General features: G+C 73.6%; 16 protein-coding genes. 4 read left to right on the forward strand and 12 right to left on the reverse strand.

Annotated elements, in window-relative coordinates; genetic code table 11:
• Positions 1-62: 62 nt before the first annotated feature.
• The 3 genes from ACFY0X_RS16980 to ACFY0X_RS16990 all read right to left on the reverse strand — a co-directional run bounded on the left by ACFY0X_RS16980 (position 63) and on the right by ACFY0X_RS16990 (position 2,006).
• Positions 63-428: a hypothetical protein gene (locus ACFY0X_RS16980; RefSeq protein WP_387755036.1), complete on the reverse strand. Its 366-nt coding sequence runs from the start codon at positions 426-428 to the stop codon at positions 63-65.
• On the reverse strand, positions 425-1,126 hold the full coding sequence (locus tag ACFY0X_RS16985; protein WP_387755038.1) for a DUF6232 family protein: 702 nt from the start codon (positions 1,124-1,126) through the stop codon (positions 425-427). Before ACFY0X_RS16985 ends, ACFY0X_RS16980 begins: the two co-directional genes overlap by 4 nt.
• Positions 1,127-1,391: 265 nt before the next feature.
• Positions 1,392-2,006 carry a TetR/AcrR family transcriptional regulator C-terminal domain-containing protein gene (locus ACFY0X_RS16990; protein WP_387755041.1) on the reverse strand — a complete coding sequence of 205 codons (615 nt, stop codon included), beginning with the start codon at positions 2,004-2,006 and terminating at the stop codon, positions 1,392-1,394.
• A 93-nt stretch (positions 2,007-2,099) separates the two neighbouring features.
• On the opposite strand from ACFY0X_RS16990, the gene ACFY0X_RS16995 reads away from it, so the two are divergent.
• The gene (locus ACFY0X_RS16995) at positions 2,100-3,614 is read left to right on the forward strand and encodes an FAD-dependent monooxygenase (protein WP_387755044.1); all 1,515 of its coding nucleotides are present in this window, start codon (positions 2,100-2,102) and stop codon (positions 3,612-3,614) included.
• 21 nt (positions 3,615-3,635) lie between these two features.
• On the opposite strand, the gene ACFY0X_RS17000 is transcribed toward ACFY0X_RS16995, so the two are convergent.
• From ACFY0X_RS17000 to ACFY0X_RS17015, 4 genes are all read right to left on the reverse strand, one after another.
• Positions 3,636-3,941 carry a hypothetical protein gene (locus ACFY0X_RS17000; protein ID WP_387755047.1) on the reverse strand — a complete coding sequence of 102 codons (306 nt, stop codon included), beginning with the start codon at positions 3,939-3,941 and terminating at the stop codon, positions 3,636-3,638.
• Positions 3,942-4,292: 351 nt separating this feature from the next.
• Positions 4,293-5,030: a succinate dehydrogenase/fumarate reductase iron-sulfur subunit gene (locus ACFY0X_RS17005; RefSeq protein ID WP_387755049.1), complete on the reverse strand. Its 738-nt coding sequence runs from the start codon at positions 5,028-5,030 to the stop codon at positions 4,293-4,295.
• Entirely contained in the window at positions 5,027-6,970 is a 1,944-nt protein-coding gene (locus ACFY0X_RS17010; protein ID WP_387755052.1) for a fumarate reductase/succinate dehydrogenase flavoprotein subunit, read from the reverse strand. The genes ACFY0X_RS17005 and ACFY0X_RS17010 overlap by 4 nt, the downstream gene beginning before the upstream one ends.
• A complete protein-coding gene (locus ACFY0X_RS17015; RefSeq protein WP_387755055.1) occupies positions 6,967-7,671 on the reverse strand; it encodes a succinate dehydrogenase cytochrome b subunit in 705 nt (234 codons plus the stop codon). The genes ACFY0X_RS17010 and ACFY0X_RS17015 overlap by 4 nt, the downstream gene beginning before the upstream one ends.
• 96 nt (positions 7,672-7,767) lie before the next feature.
• On the opposite strand from ACFY0X_RS17015, the gene ACFY0X_RS17020 reads away from it, so the two are divergent.
• Positions 7,768-8,688 carry a LysR family transcriptional regulator gene (locus ACFY0X_RS17020; protein WP_387755057.1) on the forward strand — a complete coding sequence of 307 codons (921 nt, stop codon included), beginning with the start codon at positions 7,768-7,770 and terminating at the stop codon, positions 8,686-8,688.
• 109 nt (positions 8,689-8,797) lie between these two features.
• Here ACFY0X_RS17020 and ACFY0X_RS17025 read toward each other — a convergent pair whose 3' ends face one another.
• From ACFY0X_RS17025 to gcl, 4 genes are all read right to left on the reverse strand, one after another.
• Positions 8,798-10,009, reverse strand: coding sequence for a hypothetical protein (locus ACFY0X_RS17025; protein ID WP_387755060.1), 1,212 nt, complete (start codon positions 10,007-10,009; stop codon positions 8,798-8,800).
• Positions 10,010-10,287: 278 nt separating this feature from the next.
• Positions 10,288-10,860, reverse strand: coding sequence for a nuclear transport factor 2 family protein (locus tag ACFY0X_RS17030; protein WP_387755062.1), 573 nt, complete (start codon positions 10,858-10,860; stop codon positions 10,288-10,290).
• Positions 10,861-11,057: 197 nt separating this feature from the next.
• Positions 11,058-11,546, reverse strand: a complete 489-nt coding sequence (locus tag ACFY0X_RS17035) for a glutathione peroxidase (RefSeq protein WP_387755065.1) — start codon at positions 11,544-11,546, stop codon at positions 11,058-11,060.
• A 158-nt stretch (positions 11,547-11,704) separates the two neighbouring features.
• Complete coding sequence (gene gcl, locus ACFY0X_RS17040) at positions 11,705-13,486, reverse strand: glyoxylate carboligase (protein WP_387755067.1); 1,782 nt, start codon at positions 13,484-13,486, stop codon at positions 11,705-11,707.
• Between the two features lie 744 nt (positions 13,487-14,230).
• On the opposite strand from gcl, the gene ACFY0X_RS17045 reads away from it, so the two are divergent.
• Together ACFY0X_RS17045 and ACFY0X_RS17050 are read left to right on the forward strand one after the other, a co-directional pair.
• Positions 14,231-15,712: a SulP family inorganic anion transporter gene (locus tag ACFY0X_RS17045; RefSeq protein WP_387755716.1), complete on the forward strand. Its 1,482-nt coding sequence runs from the start codon at positions 14,231-14,233 to the stop codon at positions 15,710-15,712.
• Between the two features lie 131 nt (positions 15,713-15,843).
• Complete coding sequence (locus ACFY0X_RS17050; protein ID WP_387755070.1) at positions 15,844-16,155, forward strand: MTH1187 family thiamine-binding protein; 312 nt, start codon at positions 15,844-15,846, stop codon at positions 16,153-16,155.
• Here the strand turns inward: ACFY0X_RS17050 and ACFY0X_RS17055 are convergent.
• On the reverse strand, positions 16,144-16,617 hold the full coding sequence (locus ACFY0X_RS17055) for a DoxX family protein (RefSeq protein ID WP_387755072.1): 474 nt from the start codon (positions 16,615-16,617) through the stop codon (positions 16,144-16,146). The two genes, ACFY0X_RS17050 and ACFY0X_RS17055, sit on opposite strands and share 12 nt — an antisense overlap.
• Between the last annotated feature and the right edge of the window lie 68 nt (positions 16,618-16,685).

A 16,685-nucleotide genomic window follows, 5' to 3' on the forward strand; every position in this document is an offset into this window, starting at 1 on the left:
GAGACGGGCCCGGGCGGCGTGACCCGCCACCCGGGCCCGGGTGGCGGCCCACGCCGCTGCGGTCAGCCGCTGAGCAGGGCGAGGAGCTGGTTCGCCAGGCTCAGCGCGGGCGCCGCGGCCTCGCCGAGGCTTTGGGCCACACCGGCCAGCAGGAGCAGGGTGTTGCGCCGGCTCCTCGGCTCCTCGGCGGCGGGGCTGGTCAGCACCGGCAGGGCCTCCGCGAGGCTCTGCCGGTCGGCCTCCGGGAGCCGGCCGTCCCGGGCCAGCTCGGTGACCACCGCGGCGAGCCGGGTGAACAGTGCGACGACCTCCGGCGGCAGGGCCTCGGCGCCCGGGCCGCTGTTGTGCTGGATGCCGATGTTCCCGCTGCCGCCGTGGATCGTGACCCGGTCGCCGTACTGCACGTCCGGACGCTGGTCGTCGTTCACTTGCTGACCCCCGTGTTCCCCTGGCCGCCGTAGATGTTGACGCTGTCGCCGAACTGGTACTGCCTCAGGTCGACGGTGATGCTCTGGACGAGCTGCTGGAACTCGGCCTGCGGGTTCTCGATCGCGCGGGTGATGGCCGCCTGGAGCTCGAAGGCGGGCTGCGGGACGAGCCAGGCCAGCACCGCGGTCGGCGGCCCTGCCGTGTCCACGGTCAGCACGTGCAGGTCGGGGCGGCGCAGCACCGGCCACGTGAAGATCAGGAAGTAGACCCCCACGGTGATCACCCCGCTGATGACCGGGCCGGCCCCGGAGCCCGAGGACGAACCGCTGTCGTACAGGCCCGACGAGCTCCGGGTGGCCTGGGAGATCGCGAACGCGACCACCAGGACGGCCAGGGTGAAGGCGAGCAGCCGTAGGAGCGCGCGGCGCCGGCCGGGCACGATCAGGGTGGTGCCGACCCGGGCGACGTTGGCCAACGGGTAGGCCGCCTGCCCGACCCAGAGGATGCGGTTGGTGACGGCGACCCGGATGGTGGCCGAGCTGTCGGCGGAGGCACCGGAGTAGGCCGTCGGCGGGGCGACGGGCGGTGCCGGACCGACCGGGGGCGGTGTCGGCGGCCCGCCGGGCGGCCGTGGAACGTACGGGACACGGCCGGTCCGGCCGGGGTCGGTGGGGTGGGTGGGATCGGTCGGCTGCATGGGTGCTCCCCCGAGACTGCGGAACGCGCGACGACCAATGAACCAGCGCACCGTCTCCGGCACAAGTCGTTTGCGTCACTCCATGCTTGACTTCGCGTCATTTCCAGGATCCAAACCACCCTGCGGGATGACGGTGAGTCAGCTCGGCTTGCCTCGGACCCCACCCGGACCGGACCTGGCCCCCTGTCCGAGTGGCGGCGGGTGCCCCGGCCTGGTCCGCGGCGCGGCAGGCCGGCGCGGCCCGGGTGTCCGTCGCGGGTGTTCGTCACGCTCGCCCGAGGATCGCCGACATCCCGAACTCGAACCGCTCGTCGAACGAGTCCGGCGCCAGGTGCCGGAGCGTGCTGTGGAGGGCCGGGTGGGTGGCCGCGGAGACGGCGCCGCCGAGGGCGTCGCCCCAGGGGTGGTCGCCGGCGGCGGCCTGCTCCTCCTGGACCAAGCCGAGGGTGAAGTAGGTCAGCGTCCACGCCGTCCAGGAGGCCTCGCGGCCGTCCCTGCCGCCGTCGAGCAGTGCGCCGACCAGCAGTTCGGCGAAGCGCAGGGTGTTCGGCTCGGCCGCGTAGGTGCCCACCACCAGCGCGGCGCCGTCGCGGTGGGACAGCAGGGCGCGGCGGCAGCGGCGGGCCAGTTCGCGGACCCGCTCCTCGGGCGCGGGCGGCAGGCCGGTGAGCGGGATCTCGCCGAAGACGGCGTCCGCCATCAGCTCCACCATCCGGGCCCTGGTCTTCACGTGCCACTGCACGGTGCTCATGCGCACGCCCAGTCGGTCGGCGACCGCTCTGGTGGTCACCGCCTCCAGGCCCTTCTCGTCCAGGAGTTCCAGGCCTGCGCGTGTCACTGCGGCCGGGTCGAGCCGGTCGCCGGATTGCCTCTTGGTCACTGACCGAGTTTACTGGATCCCAGCTTCTCGGTCAGTGACCGAGAAGTCGTCGCGCCCGGATGCCCGGGCACCGCTCCAGTGGAAGGCAGTCGCATGGAAACGCAGCAGGTCGTCATCGCCGGAGGCGGACCGGTCGGGCTCTGGCTCGCCGCCGAACTGCGCCTGAACGGCGTCGGCGTGACGGTCGTCGAGCAGCGCACCGAGGTCGACCGGCGCTCCAAGGCGCTCACCGTGCACCCCCGCACCATCGAGGTGCTGGCCTCGCGCGGGGTGCACCGGCGCTTCCTGGCGGAGGCCCTGAAGATCTCCACCGGCCACTTCGCCAACCTCCCCGACCGGCTCGACTTCTCGGCCCTGGACACCCCGCACCCCTACACCCTCTTCATCCCCCAGGCCCGGACCGAGGAACTGCTCGAGGAGTACGCCCTCGGCCTCGGTGCCGGGATCCGGCGCGGCCACCGGGTCACCGGGTTCACCGAGCGGCCGGACTCGGTGACCGTACGGGTCGAGGGGCCGCAGGGCCCGTACGACATCCGGGCCGAGTACCTCGCCGGCTGCGACGGCACCCGCAGCACCGTGCGCGAGGCCGCCGGCATCGGCTTCCCCGGCACGCCCGCCGGCTACCTCGGCTGGCTCGGCGACGTCCGCCTCGCCACCCCGCCGCCGCCCGGCTTCAACCGCTTCAACGAGCGGGGCGGACTGATGGTCGTGCCGCTGCCGGGCGGCCGCTGGCGCATCGTCGGGGCCGACCCCGACAGCGCGACCACCCAGTGGCCCGGCGATCTCACCCTGGAGGAGCTGCGGCGCAGGACCGCCGCCATCGCCGGCGAGGACTTCGGCCTGCACGACCCGTCCTGGTTGTCCCGCTTCGGCAACGCCACCCGGCTGGCCGAGCGGTACCGGCGCGGCCGGGTCGTCCTCGCGGGCGACGCCGCCCACCAGCACTACCCGGCCGGCGGCGTCGGCATGAACGTGGGCGTCCAGGACGCCTTCAACCTCGGCTGGAAGCTGGCCGCGACCGTCAACGGCTGGGCGGCCGAGGGGTTGCTGGACACCTACCACACCGACCGGCACCCGGTCGGCGAGCAGCTGGTGGAGCACAGCCGCGCGCAGACCCACCTGTTCCACGCCTTCACCCCGGAGGGCCTGGCCCTGCGGGACCTGCTCAGCCGGCTCGTTCCGCGCTCGAAGGAGTTCGGCGAGGTGCTGGCCGGGCGGCTCAGCGGACTCGACGTCGCCTACCCCGGCGGCGGTCCCGCCGCCCACCCGCTGACCGGCACCCGCGCCCCGGGCCTCACCTTCACCGGGACGGGTACCGGCACCGGAACCGACCCGGGCGCCGACCTGTTCGCGCTGCTGCGGGCGGACGCCTACCTGCTGCTCGACCTCACGTCCGGCGGTGTGCTGGCCGACCGGGCCCGGGACCACGTGACCGTGCACCACGGCGTCCCCGTCCGGCCCCGCGCCGGCTGGGAGGGCCTGCGCGCCGTCCTCGTCCGCCCCGACGGCCACCTCGCCGGGGCCTGGACCGAGCAGGACGACACCGAGCTGCGCGCCGCCGTGGACGGCGCCCTCGCCACCGCCCTCGGCCGGGCCGTCCCGGCCTGACCGCAGGCGGCGCCCGGGAGCTCAGCCCAGCCTGCTGCGCACCACGCCGGGGCCGGGCCGGGACCGGCGGGACAGCGGCGGACGGGACGGGCGGACGTCGAAGCGGGCCGGCTGCTCGGCCGCCTCGGCGGCCCGCCCGGCCAGCGCGGCCCGGGCGGCGGCCAGCGCGACCCGGGCGAGCAGCGGGTCCTCCCGGACGCCGGCCGCGCGCTTGGCGCCCTGGCAGTCGGTGCACCAGACCGGCGAGGCCGGCCCGTCCGGGTACACCATCTCCTCGGGCGGCAGGTAGTGCCCACCGCACTCGACGCACTCGAAGACGAACCTCATCCGACGATCACCGTCCCGGATCCGTGGCACCGACCGCAGGGCGACCAGAAGGTGTGGACGCTGGGCACCATGCTTCCTTCCTCGTCCAGTTCGACCGTTGCCTCGGTCTTCTGGGTCCCCCCGGACCCGCCGCAACCGGAACAGGACTGAACCTCGGGCATATGCCGTCCCTCCGTAGCGGAGCACCACCGTAGCGCGATTCTCCGTCAGGAAGCACCGCCCGCGGCGATCCGCCACCCGTACGGGGAGCGCGAACTCCCGCCGCACGCCCCGCCGGAGGGACGTCGGCCCCCGCCTGAGCACCAGAGCGGGGGCCGACCGTCCGGGGTCGGACGGTACCGGGGGGAGTCGTCAGCCGCGGGCGGCCCGCAGGAACTCCCGGTTCATCGCCGCGATGCTGGGCAGCGGGATGCCCTTGGGGCAGGCGGTGGCGCACTCGCCGGTGTTGGTGCAGCCGCCGAAGCCCTCGGCGTCCATGGCCGAGACCATGTTCCGCACCCGGGCGGAGCGCTCCGGCGCGCCCTGCGGCAGCACGTTGAGGTGCACCACCTTGGCGGAGGTGAAGAGCATCGCCGAGCCGTTCGGGCAGGCCGCCACGCAGGCGCCGCAGCCGATGCACTCGGCGTGCTCGAAGGCGGTGTCGGCGGCCTCCTTGGGGACGGGCGTGGCGTGCGCCTCGGGGGCGCTGCCGGTGGGCGCGGTGATGTAGCCGCCGGAGCCGATGATCCGGTCGAAGGCCGAGCGGTCCACCACCAGGTCCTTGACCACCGGGAAGGCGGCCGCCCGCCAGGGCTCGACGTCGATGGTGTCGCCGTCCTGGAAGTGCCGCATGTGCAGCTGGCAGGTGGTGGTGCGCTCGGGGCCGTGCGCCTGGCCGTTGATGACCATGCCGCAGGCGCCGCAGATGCCCTCGCGGCAGTCGTGGTCGAAGGCGACCGGCTGGTCGCCGCGGGTGATCAGCTCCTCGTTGAGGGTGTCCAGCATCTCCAGGAAGGACATGTCCGGGCTGATCCCGTCGACCCGGTAGGTGGTCATCGAGCCGGGTGCGTCCGGGCCCGCCTGGCGCCAGATGCGCAGGGTGAGGTTCATGCGTAGCTCCGCTGGGTGGGGTGGACGTACTCGAAGGCGAGGTCCTCGCGGTGGAGGACGGGTGCCTCGCCGGTGCCGGTGAACTCCCAGGCGGCGGCGTAGGAGAACTCCTCGTCGCGGCGGGCGGCCTCGCCCTCCGGAGTCTGGCTCTCGGTGCGGAAGTGGCCGCCGCAGGACTCGGCGCGGTGCAGCGCGTCCAGGCACATCAGCTCGGCCAGCTCGAAGTAGTCGACGAGCCGGTTGGCCTTCTCCAGCGACTGGTTGAGCTCCTGCCCGGTGCCGGGGACCTTGATCCGGCGCCAGAACTCCTCGCGCAGCCGCGGGATCCGCTCCAGCGCCCGGGTGAGCCCGGCCGCGTCGCGGGCCATCCCGCACTCGTCCCAGAGCAGTTCGCCGAGCTCGCGGTGGAAGGAGTCCGGGGTGCGGTCGCCGTCCACCGCGAGGATCAGGTTGAGCCGGTCCTCGACCTCGGCCTGCGCCTCGGCGAGCACCGGGTGGTCGGCGGGCACGGCCGGCAGCGGGTGGCGGGCCAGGTAGTCGTTGATCGTGGGCGGCAGCACGAAGTAGCCGTCGGCCAGGCCCTGCATCAGCGCGCTGGCGCCGAGCCGGTTGGCGCCGTGGTCGGAGAAGTTGGCCTCCCCGATGGCGAACAGGCCGGGCACGGTGGTCTGCAGGTCGTAGTCGACCCAGAGCCCGCCCATCGTGTAGTGGATCGCCGGGTAGATCCGCATCGGCACCCGGTACGGGTCCTCGGCGGTGATCCGCTCGTACATCTCGAAGAGGTTGCCGTACCTGGCCTCGACGGCGTCGCGGCCCATCCGGCGGATCGCGTCGGCGAAGTCCAGGTAGACGCCCTGGCCGCCGGGGCCGACGCCGCGGCCCTCGTCGCAGACGTTCTTGGCGGCCCGGGAGGCGATGTCGCGCGGCACCAGGTTGCCGAAGGCGGGGTAGATCCGCTCCAGGTAGTAGTCCCGCTCCTCCTCGGGGATCTCGGCCGGCGGCCGGGTGTCGCCCTGGGCCTTGGGCACCCAGATCCGGCCGTCGTTGCGCAGTGACTCGCTCATCAGGGTGAGCTTGGACTGGTGGTCGCCCGAGCGCGGGATGCAGGTCGGGTGGATCTGGGTGAAGCACGGGTTGGCGAAGTACGCGCCGCGCCGGTGCGCCCGCCAGACCGCGGTGGCGTTGGAGTTCTTGGCGTTGGTGGAGAGGTAGAACACGTTGCCGTAGCCGCCGGTGGCGAGCACCACGGCGTCGGCCGTGTAGGAGCGGATCTCCCCGGTGACCAGGTCCCGGGCGACGATGCCGCGGGCCCGCCCGTCGACCACCAGCAGGTCGAGCATCTCGGTGCGCGGGTGCAGTTCCACGTTCCCGGCGGCGACCTGCCGGGAGAGCGCCTGGTAGGCGCCGAGCAGCAGCTGCTGGCCGGTCTGGCCGCGGGCGTAGAACGTCCGGGACACCTGGACGCCGCCGAAGGAGCGGGTGTCCAGCAGGCCGCCGTACTCGCGGGCGAAGGGCACGCCCTGGGCCACGCACTGGTCGATGATCTCCACCGAGACCTGGGCCAGCCGGTGCACGTTGGACTCGCGGGCGCGGAAGTCGCCGCCCTTGACGGTGTCGTAGAACAGCCGGCGGACCGAGTCGCCGTCGTTGCGGTAGTTCTTGGCCGCGTTGATGCCGCCCTGGGCGGCGATCGAGTGGGCGCGCCGGGGGGAGTCCTGGAAGCAGAACTGGACGACGCGGTAGCCCTGTTCGGCCAGGGTGGCGCCGGCCGCGCAGCCGGCCAGGCCGGTGCCGACCACGATCACGGTGTGCTTGCGCCGGTTGGCGGGGTTGACCAGCCTGGCGTCGAACCGCCGCTGGTCCCAGCGCTGTTCGATCGGGCCGGCGGGGGCCTTGGCGTCGGCCACCGGCTCGCCGACGGTGTAATCCAGGTAGCTCACTTCACCACTCCGGTCATCACGGCGACGGGGACGGACAGGAAGCCGACCGTCAGCACCAGGGCCAGTCCGTTCGCGATCAGCTTGAGCGCCCGGTCGCGGCGGGCGTTGTTGGCACCGAGGGTCTGGGCGGCGCTCCAGAACCCGTGCCGGATGTGCAGGCCGACGGCCAGCATCGCGACGACGTAGAACACGTCGACGTACCAGCGGCCGAAGGAGGCCACGACGTTCTGGTACGGGTGGCCGTGCTCGGCGGCCGGGTTCACGGTCAGCGTGGTGAGGTCGAGGACGTGCCAGACGATGAACAGCGCCAGGATCACCCCGCCCCAGCGCATGGTGCGGGTCGCGTAGCTCGCGCGGCGGCGCTTGTGCACGTACCCGCTCGGGCGGGCCGCGAGGTCGCGGCGGCTGAGCTGGTACGCGGACACGCCGTGCAGCACCACGGCGGCCAGCAGGCCGGCCCGGGCGATCCACAGGAACCACTCGTGGCCCAGGAAGGGCTGTCCGATGGTGCGCAGCCAGGCCGCGTAGCCGTTGATGTCGTCCGGGCCGGCGAACACCTTGAGGTTCCCCAGCATGTGCGCGACCAGGTACAGCAGCATGACCAGTCCGGTGACGGCCATGACCGCCTTCTTGCCGACGGTCGACCGCCACAGGGTCGCCAGGGTGGACGGGTGCCGGGCCGTCCGAGTCGCGGTTGTCATGGCAGCAACGCTAGGGGCGGGGGCCGGGGTGCGTCCAAGACATGATGCGGCTCGCGACGATAGGTGTCGGCTATCGAAGCGGCCTATCCTGGCCCTGTGCAGCTCCAGCAACTCCGCTACTTCCTGGCCGTCGCCGAGACCCGGCACTTCACCCGGGCGGCCGAGGCGGCGCACGTCGCCCAGCCGTCGCTCTCACAGCAGATCCGGGCGCTGGAACGGGAGTTGGGCGCCGAACTGTTCCACCGCGCGCGGGGCAACATCGCGCTGACCGACGCCGGGGACGCCCTGCTGCCGCTGGCCCGGCGCATCCTCGCCGACACCGAGAGCGCCCGGCTGGCCGTCCAGGAGACGGTCCAGCTGCGCCGCGGCCGGGTGCGGCTGGGCGCCCCGCCGAGCCTGTGCACCAGCCTGGTGCCGGACGTGCTGCGGGTGTTCCGGGACCGCTACCCGGGGGTGACCCTGGTGGTCCGCGAGGGCGGCTCGCGCGACCTGGTCGGCTGGCTGGGAGCGGGGGAGCTGGACCTCGCGCTGATCATCACCCGGCCGAGCGGCGAGCAGGCGCCCGCCCTGGCGGTCACCGAACTGCTGCACGAGGAGCTGGTGCTGGTCGCGGCCGAGCGGCGGGCCCGGCGCAGGGTCCGGGTGGCGGAGCTGGAGGGCCGACCGCTGGTGATGTTCCGGGAGGGCTACGACGTCCGCGAGGCGACCCTGGCGGCCTGCCGGGCGGCCGGGTTCGAGCCGGAGTTCGCGGTGGAGGGCGGCGAGATGGACGCCGTCCTGGGCTTCGTCCGGGCCGGGCTCGGGCCCGCCGTCGTCCCCGGCATGGTGGCCGCCCGCTCCGGCCTGGCGGTCACCGCGTTCGCCGGGCCGGGCCTGGGCCGCACCATCGCCGTCGCCCACGGCCAGGAGGTGCCGCTCACCCGCGCGGCGGAGGCGCTGCGCACCACCCTGCTGGCGCACCTCCACGACGCCGCCCGGGACGGCGAACTGCCGCCGGGCACCCGGCTGTTGCTGTGACCTCGCGCGGCTGCCGCGGGGTGGAAGCGGCCGGCCCGGGGCCGCGGCACCATCCGCAGTGGACGGTGCCGCTGCCCCGGGCCGTGGGCTCTGATCGGCGGGCGGGTGCTCAGCCGCCGCCGTAGGTGGCCTGGGTGACCGCGAAGACGTTGCGTCCGCCTGTGGTCTCCTGCAGCGACCACAGCAGGTCGGCGGCGGTGGCGTCCTCCCAGTAGGAGAGGCTCTCGCCGCCGCCCACCCAGGGGAAGGTGGCGGGGCCGGCGGTCGGGGTCCAGTAGTAGAGCTGCTTCTGCCGCGAGGAGTTGAACCACCAGCGGCCGTTGTGGGAGGCCACGCCGTTGAGGTTGTACCAGGGCAGCTGGAGGGCCTGGGTGGCGGTCGTCGTCGCGGCGAAGGTCGTCGCCCCGGAGGCGAACGGGAAGCGGACCGCCCGCGGCGGGCGGTTGGGGTACTTGGTGCAGTCCGCCTGGCAGGTGTACTCCGTCATCACGATCGACTTGCTGACCCGGTCGAGGGAGACCGACGACCACACCAGGCCCTTGCCGGACGGCGCGTGGGAGGTGATCGTGCCGACCTGGGGCAGCACGTAGGCGTAGTTGTGGGCGTAGTAGACGGAGCCGGACTGGCGGCCGATCTGGTCGGCGGTGCCTCCGGTGTCGGTGTTGAGGATCTTGCGCATGTCGAAGACGCGCATGCCGCTCCCGGTGTCGGCGACGTAGAGGTAGTCGCCGTACCAGGAGACGCCGCCGGCGTGGATCGGGATGTCCTTGAAGTCCGGCGCCGCCGCGGTGCCGGTCGGCTCCACCAGGAGGATCTTGCGGTAGGTGTTGGGGTAGGTGGCGTCCCAGTCGACCAGGGTGATCCGGCTGCGCTGCTGGGCGCCGCCGCAGCCGTCCGTGGTGTACCAGCTCACCAGGACGAGCTGGTGGCCGTCGTAGTTGCCGCTGTTCGCGGTCCCCACGGCGTCCCGGCTCGTGGTGATGCCCTGCGGGACGCTCTGGCAGTCGGAGTCGTCGCCGTCGTCGAACCGGAAGCCGGTGGACAGGCCGTTGACGGAGAAGGACGAGGGGAGCGCCTGCCGGTCGTGGTTGGCGTTCTCCATCACCGTGTGCACGGCGGAGGTCCCCAGGGCGGTGACGAGCGCGGAGTTGAGCGTGTCGAACCGGTGGTAGTCCGCGGTGAGGGTGTAGTCGGAGGCGGTCAGGGCCGTCGGTGCCGCGGCGGCCGCGGCCGAGGGCGGTGCGCCGACGAGCGCGCCGGTGACGAGCAGACCGGCCGCGAGCAGCGCTCGGGCGGCGGTCCTGAGGTGACGAGTGATCAAGGCGGTCCTCTCCGCGGGAACGGGGTCGACGGGCACTCACGCTAGGGTCTGTCTTCAAACTCCCGTCGTTCGCCCGGAGGGCGGGCGGGGCGGCGTTGGGGTGCGTGCATCGCAAGGCGGAGGAGGGAGCCACTGCGGAGCATTGGCGACCGACGACAACGCGGCGAGGTGCGTGCCCCGGCGTCGCCCCGCAGACGCGAGTTTGAAGACAGACCCTAGGGGCGTGCTGAGCATGTCCGCAACATCGGGCCGGTTCCGGTCGCCGTCACGCCCCGCCGTCACGCCCCGCCCGCGAGGTCGCGCAGGGTCTCCTCGGCCTTCGCGGTCAGGACGAGCGGGCCCTTCCCGTTCGTCCACACGGCCCGCACGTCCAGGCTGCGCAGGCGCCAGCCGTCGGGGGTGCGCACCGCCTCGCCGGTGAACGTGCCGCCGACGTCGAAGTGGCCGCCGGGCTCCTCGCCCCGCGCCCGCTGGGTCGAGGCGAGGTGGACGTGGGTCATCAGGGCGTTCCAGCGCACCGTGGCCCGGTCCCCGTCCAGGTCGATCATGTAGTTGGCGCCCACGTGCTGGGTGCGCTCGAACTTCCCGAGGGTGGCCTGCTCGGACTCGGCCAGTCCGTCGATCCCCTCGTGCTGCCCCACCGGCGAGGTGATCCGCACGTCGGGGGTGAAGTAGCGCCGTGCCCACGCCTCGTCGAACCGTCCGCCGCCGTGGGGCACCGTGTCGAGGCTGAGCAGGTAGCCGTCGATGAGACCGGTGAGGTCGGCGCGGTCGGTGAGGACCCGGACGCGCTGCTCGAGGGCGGCGAAGTCCGCGGCGGTGGGGGTGACGGGGGCGGGGGCGGTGGTCATGGCGGTGGCTCTCCCGGGGATCGCGGCGGGTGTCGCGGCCGCTCCGGCCGCACACCAGGGAGACTAGGACCTCAAGTCGACTTGAGATCAAGGCCCGGTTCCAGGGATCCGCTGACCGCCCCGGGAGGCGGCGCCCGGCGGACGCGCGACGACCCGGAGCGCGGGGCGCTCCGGGTCGTCAGGCGAGGAGGGGGGTGTCAGGCCGGGAGGACGGCTTCGAGGGCGGTGATCAGCTCGGGGGCCTCCGGGTCGACGCCCGGACGCAGGCGGGCGGCGACGGTGCCGTCCGGGGAGACCAGGAACTTCTCGAAGTTCCAGCTGATGTCCCCGGCCTGGCCCTCGTCGTCGGCGACCTCGGTCAGCCGGGCGTACAGCGGGTGCCGGTCCTCCCCGTTGACGTCGATCTTCTCGAACAGCGGGAAGGTCACCCCGTAGGTGGTGGAGCAGAAGGTCCGGATCTCCTCGGCGCTGCCCGGCTCCTGCCCGGCGAACTGGTTGCAGGGGAAGCCCAGCACGGTGAAGCCGCGCCCGGCGTACCGCTGCTGGAGCCGCTCCAGGCCCTCGTACTGCGGGGTCAGGCCGCACTTGGAGGCGACGTTGACGATCAGCAGCGCCTTGCCCTTGTACTCGGCGAGCGAGGTGGGCGCGCCGGCGAGGGTGCGCAGCGGGATGTCGTACAGGCTCACGGTGGTGGTCCTTTCGGAGGGTCGTCGGGCCGGGCCTCTTCCGGGGCCACGGTAGCGGCCGCGACGGGATCAACCGTGGTCGGCGTGCCGGTGTTCCGGGCGCGCGGGGGCGTACGGAGCCTCGCGTACGCGCCCGCGCGACCGGTGCGCGCGACCGGTCAGGGCACCAGCGGCCTGATCGCCGTCGGGGCGTGCTCCGGGCGGGTGGCGAGCTCCTCGAACTCGGTGACCTTGTCGATGTCGGCGGCGCCCATCGAGATGTCGGTGACCCGCTCCAGGATCGCCTCGACCACGACGGGGACGCGGAACTCGGCGGCCAGTTTCTTCGCCTCCTCGAAGGCCGGCAGCAGGCCCGCCGGCTCGGTGACCCGGATCGCCTTGCAGCCGAGGCCCTCGACGACCTTGACGTGGTCCACGCCGTAGGCGCCCAGCTCCGGCGCGTTGACGTTCTCGAACTCCAGCTTGACCTGGAAGTCGATGTCGAAGGCGCGCTGCGCCTGGCGGATCAGCCCCAGGTAGGAGTTGTTCACCAGCACGTGGACGTACGGGATGCGGTGCTGGGCGCCGACCGCCAGCTCCTCGATCATGAACTGGAAGTCGTAGTCGCCGGAGAGCGCGACGACCTGGGCCCCGGGGTCGGCGGTGGCGACGCCCAGGGCGGCCGGGACGGTCCAGCCGAGCGGGCCGGCCTGGCCGCAGTTGATCCAGTGCCGCGGCCGGTAGACGTGCAGCAGCTGCGCGCCGGCGATCTGGGACAGCCCGATGGTGGTGACGTAGCGGGTCTCCGGGCCGAAGGCCCTGTTCATCTCCTCGTACACCCGCTGCGGCTTGATCGGCACGTCGTCGAAGTGGGTGCGGCGCTGGAGCCGGGCCCTGCGCTCCTGGACGGAGGCGGCCCAGGCGCCGCGGTCCCTGAGCGTGCCGGCGGCCCGCAGTTCGCGCGCCACCTCGACGAGGAGTTCCAGGGCGGCCTTGGCGTCGGAGGCGATGCCGAGGTCCGGGGCGAAGATCCGGCCGAGCTGGGTGGGTTCGATGTCGATGTGGACGAAGGTGCGGCCCGCGGTGTAGACGTCCAGGCCGCCGGTGTGGCGGTTGGCCCAGCGGTTGCCGATGCCGAGGACGAAGTCGGAGGCGAGGAAGGTCTCGTTGCCGTAGCGGTGGGAGGTCTGGAGGCCGACCAGCCCGGCGTTCAGCTCGTGGTCGTCCGGGACGACGCCCCAGCCCATCAGCGTGGGGACCACCGGGACGCCGGTCAACTCGGCGAACTCCAGCAGCAGTTCGGAGGCGTCGGCGTTGATGACGCCGCCGCCCGCCACGATCAGCGGGCGCTCGGAGCGCTGGAGCAGGGCGACGGCCTTCTCGATCTGGACGCGGTTGGCGGCGGGCTTGTGGACGGGCAGCGGCTGGTAGGCCTCCGGGTCGAACTCGATCTCGGTCAGCTGGACGTCGACCGGCAGGTCGATCAGCACCGGGCCGGGGCGGCCGGAGCGCATCAGGTGGAAGGCCTGCTGGAACACCCCGGGGACCTGTGCGGCCTCCAGCACGGTGGTGGCGGCCTTGGTGACGGGCCGTGCGATCGAGGCGATGTCGACGGCCTGGAAGTCCTCCTTGTGCAGCCGGGCGACGGGCGCCTGGCCGGTGATGCAGAGGATCGGGACGGAGTCGGCGATCGCCGAGTACAGGCCGGTGATCATGTCGGTGCCGGCCGGCCCGGAGGTGCCGACGCAGACCCCGATGTTCCCGGCCCTGGCGCGGGTGTAGCCCTCGGCCATGTGGGAGGCGCCCTCGACGTGCCGGGCCAGGGTGTGCCGGATCCCGCCGGCGGCTCGGAGCGCGGCGTAGAAGGGGTTGATGGCCGCGCCGGGCACGCCGAACGCGACGTCCACGCCCTCGATCTTCAGGATCTCCACGGCCGCGCGGGCGGCTGTCATACGAGGCATCGGATCTCTCCTGCGTCGGCCCGCAGGGGCTCGGAGGGCTCATCTCACGAATTCCACCATACGGAAGAATGGTTTCTCTATGTGGAAGCACGGTAGGGCGGGGCCTGTCGGGCCGTCAAGGGGGCTTCAACAGAATGTGGACGCCGGGAGGGGCGGCCCGAGCGGCCCGGATTCGTACGCCCGGACGGCGTTCGCGCTGGTGTACCCGGGGAAGCGGACGTTCCGCGCCGGGAAGCGCAGCCGGTGTGCAGTGCCGGTGAAGGGACGGTGCGGGGTGTCGGGCCGCCCCGCCGCACTGGGTACCGTCGGTGGCACGCCGGGCCCGTGACGTCCGACTGAGGCCGCGGCGGGGGGATTCGGGAGCGCCGAGGAGCGGGGGAACTCCGCCGGCGGCCCCGTCCAGGACCGGCACGCCCGGTCCGCCGCACCCGAGCGAGGGACGCACCCCCCGACCGCACCGACCCGACACCCGCCGCCGCGCGCCGCTCGATCCGGACCCGCGGCCGTACCGCTGTCGCCGCCCCTCCGCGGTCCCCTGTCCCCTTCCCCCGTGCTCCTGCTCCCCGCCCCGCAACGGCGCGCCCGCAGCGGCGGGCGCGCGGAAGGACCCCCCATGCGCTGCTGCACCCCCGACCGGTCCCTGGCGGTGACCGGGTGAACCCGCCGTCCCACCGCAGCGAGAGCCCGCCGGGCCTCCTCCGCAAGCACGGCCCGCCGGGCCGGCCCCGAACCCCGGCCGCGGCCCTGCGCGCCGTCCCCTGGCGCCACGACCTGCCGGCCTCACTGGTGGTGTTCCTGGTCGCCCTCCCGCTCTGCGTCGGGGTGGCCGTCGCCTCCGGCGTCCCCGCCGAACTCGGGCTGGTCACCGGGATCGTCGGCGGCCTGGTGGCCGGCCTGCTGCCCGGCAGCAGCCTCCAGGTCAGCGGGCCGGCCGCCGGGCTGACCGTCCTGGTCGCCGACGCCGTCCAGCGCTTCGGCGTCGGCGCGCTCGGCCTGCTGGTGCTCTGCACCGGCCTGCTCCAACTGGCGATGGGCGCCCTGCGGCTCGGCCGCTGGTTCCGGGCGATGTCCGCCTCGGTGGTGCACGGCATGCTGGCCGGCATCGGACTGACCCTGGTGTTCGGCCAGCTCTACGCGCTCGCCGACCGCCGCGCCCCCGCCACCGGGCCGCAGAAGATCGCCGGACTGCCCGACCTGCTGCACGACGTGCTGACCGGCGCCGCCACCCCGAGCGCGGTCGCCCTCGGCCTCGGCACCCTGCTGGTCCTGGTCGGCTGGAAGTACCTGCCGGAGCGCGCCGCCCGCGCCGTCCCCGCCCCGCTGGCCGCCGTCGGACTGGCCGCCGCCGTCACCGCCGCCGCCGACCTGCCGGTGGCCCGGGTCCGGGTGGCCGGGCTGCTCGACGTGGTGCACCTGCCCGACCGTGACGCGCTGGCCGCCCTGGTCGGCACCGCCGGGCTCGGCACCGTCATCGCCTTCACCCTGATCGCCTCCGCCGAGACGCTGTTCAGCGCCGCCGCCGTCGACCGGATGCACCACGGCCCGCGCACCGACTACGACCGCGAACTCACCGCCCAGGGTGTCGGCAACGCCGTCTGCGGGCTGCTCGGCGCGCTGCCGATGACCGCGGTGATCGTGCGCAGCGCGACCAACGTCCAGGCCGGCGCGCGCACCAGGGCCTCGCGGGTCCTGCACGGCGGCTGGCTGCTGCTGTTCACCGCGCTGCTGCCGGGCGCGCTCGGGCTCGTCCCGCTCACCGCGCTGGCCGCCGTCCTGGTGCACGCCGGCGCCAAGCTGGTGCCGCTGCGCCGGATCGTCGCGCTGTGCCGCGGGCACCTGGGCGAGGCGCTGGTGCTGGTGGTGACGGCGGGCGCGATCATCGCCACCGACCTGTTCGAAGGGGTGCTGGTCGGCGTCGGCCTCGCGGTGGCCAAGTCGGCCTGGCAGACCTCGCAGCTGCAGATCGCGGTGGAGGAGCAGGCGCGGCCGGACGGGGAGCCGCTGCACCGGGTGCGGCTGAGCGGCAACGCCACCTTCCTGCGGCTGCCCCGGCTGCTGGACACCCTGGAACGGCTGCCGGGGGACCGGCCGGTGGAGCTGGACTGGTCCGGGCTGCGCCACCTGGACCACGCCTGCACGGTGGCCCTGGTCTCCTGGGCCGACCAGCACCGGGCCCGCGCCACGGCTCCGCTGGCGGTCGAACCGCCGCTGCCCTCGGTGGCCTGACGTCGAGGGCGTGCCTGACGATTCCCGCCGGGTTCGCGACGCGAATTGTCAGACGCGCCCTAGCCTGGTCGCGGCCCGGGGTGGAGCTCCGGGACGCGACCAGTGCCTTTCGACGCAAGGAGCGCAGAACCGTGATCGCAGCCTTTTCGGTGACCCCGCTGGGGATCGGCGAGGACGTGGGGGAGGCGGTGGCCGCCGCCGTCCGGGTCGTGCGGGAGAGCGGCCTGCCCAACCGTACGGACGCGATGTTCACCAGCATCGAGGGGGAGTGGGACGAGGTGATGCCGGTGATCAAGGCGGCGATCGAGGCGGTGAAGGCCCACAGCAACCGGGTGAGCACGGTCATCAAGATCGACGACCGGGCCGGGGTCACCGACGGCCTCACCGCCAAGGTCGCCTCGGTCGAGCGCCACCTGGCCGCGGGCGGACCGTCAGACCGCTGAGGTCTGCTGGGCCGCCGGTTCGGCCGACGCGGCCACCGGCTGACGGGTGATCAGCCGGTCCAGGGCGTACGGGCCGGAGCCGAGCGCCGCGATGACCAGGAAGGACCAGCAGAACATCACCGAGAGCTCGCCGCCGTTCTGGATCGGCAGCAGGGCGTGCTCCTGGTGGACGGTGAAGTAGGCGTAGGCCATCGAGCCGGAGCAGAGCAGGGCGGCCACCCTGGTGCCGGCGCCGAGCAGCACCAGGGCGCCGCCGACCAGCTGGATCAGAGCGGCCCACCAGCCCGGCCACTGGCCGAGCGGGACGGTGCCGCCGCCCTTGGCGCCGCCGAGCACGCCGAACAGCGAGGCGGCGCCGTGGCAGGCGAAGAGCAGGCCGACGACGATCCGGAACGCCGTCAGGACGACGGGTCTGACGGCGTCGACGGCCTGCCGGGGGGTGGTGGGGCGGGGTGCGGGCATGCGAAGCGCCTCCCGGTGGGGAAGGAGGTGGACGGGGGAGCGGTAAGGGTAGCCTTGGCCGAGTTCCG

The organism is Kitasatospora sp. NPDC001547 (genome assembly GCF_042894165.1).
GTDB lineage: Bacteria > Actinomycetota > Actinomycetes > Streptomycetales > Streptomycetaceae > Kitasatospora.

What these genes read in the sequence shown, in the direction of transcription:
- ACFY0X_RS16985 (WP_387755038.1), bottom strand. Translation starts at nt 1,126, where the DNA reads ATGCAGCCGACCGATCCCACCCACCCCACCGACCCCGGCCGGACCGGC.
- ACFY0X_RS16995 (WP_387755044.1), top strand. Translation starts at nt 2,100, where the DNA reads ATGGAAACGCAGCAGGTCGTCATCGCCGGAGGCGGACCGGTCGGGCTC.
- ACFY0X_RS17000 (WP_387755047.1), bottom strand. Translation starts at nt 3,941, where the DNA reads ATGAGGTTCGTCTTCGAGTGCGTCGAGTGCGGTGGGCACTACCTGCCG.
- ACFY0X_RS17005 (WP_387755049.1), bottom strand. Translation starts at nt 5,030, where the DNA reads ATGAACCTCACCCTGCGCATCTGGCGCCAGGCGGGCCCGGACGCACCC.
- ACFY0X_RS17015 (WP_387755055.1), bottom strand. Translation starts at nt 7,671, where the DNA reads ATGACAACCGCGACTCGGACGGCCCGGCACCCGTCCACCCTGGCGACC.
- ACFY0X_RS17030 (WP_387755062.1), bottom strand. Translation starts at nt 10,860, where the DNA reads ATGACCACCGCCCCCGCCCCCGTCACCCCCACCGCCGCGGACTTCGCC.
- gcl (WP_387755067.1), bottom strand. Translation starts at nt 13,486, where the DNA reads ATGCCTCGTATGACAGCCGCCCGCGCGGCCGTGGAGATCCTGAAGATC.
- ACFY0X_RS17055 (WP_387755072.1), bottom strand. Translation starts at nt 16,617, where the DNA reads ATGCCCGCACCCCGCCCCACCACCCCCCGGCAGGCCGTCGACGCCGTC.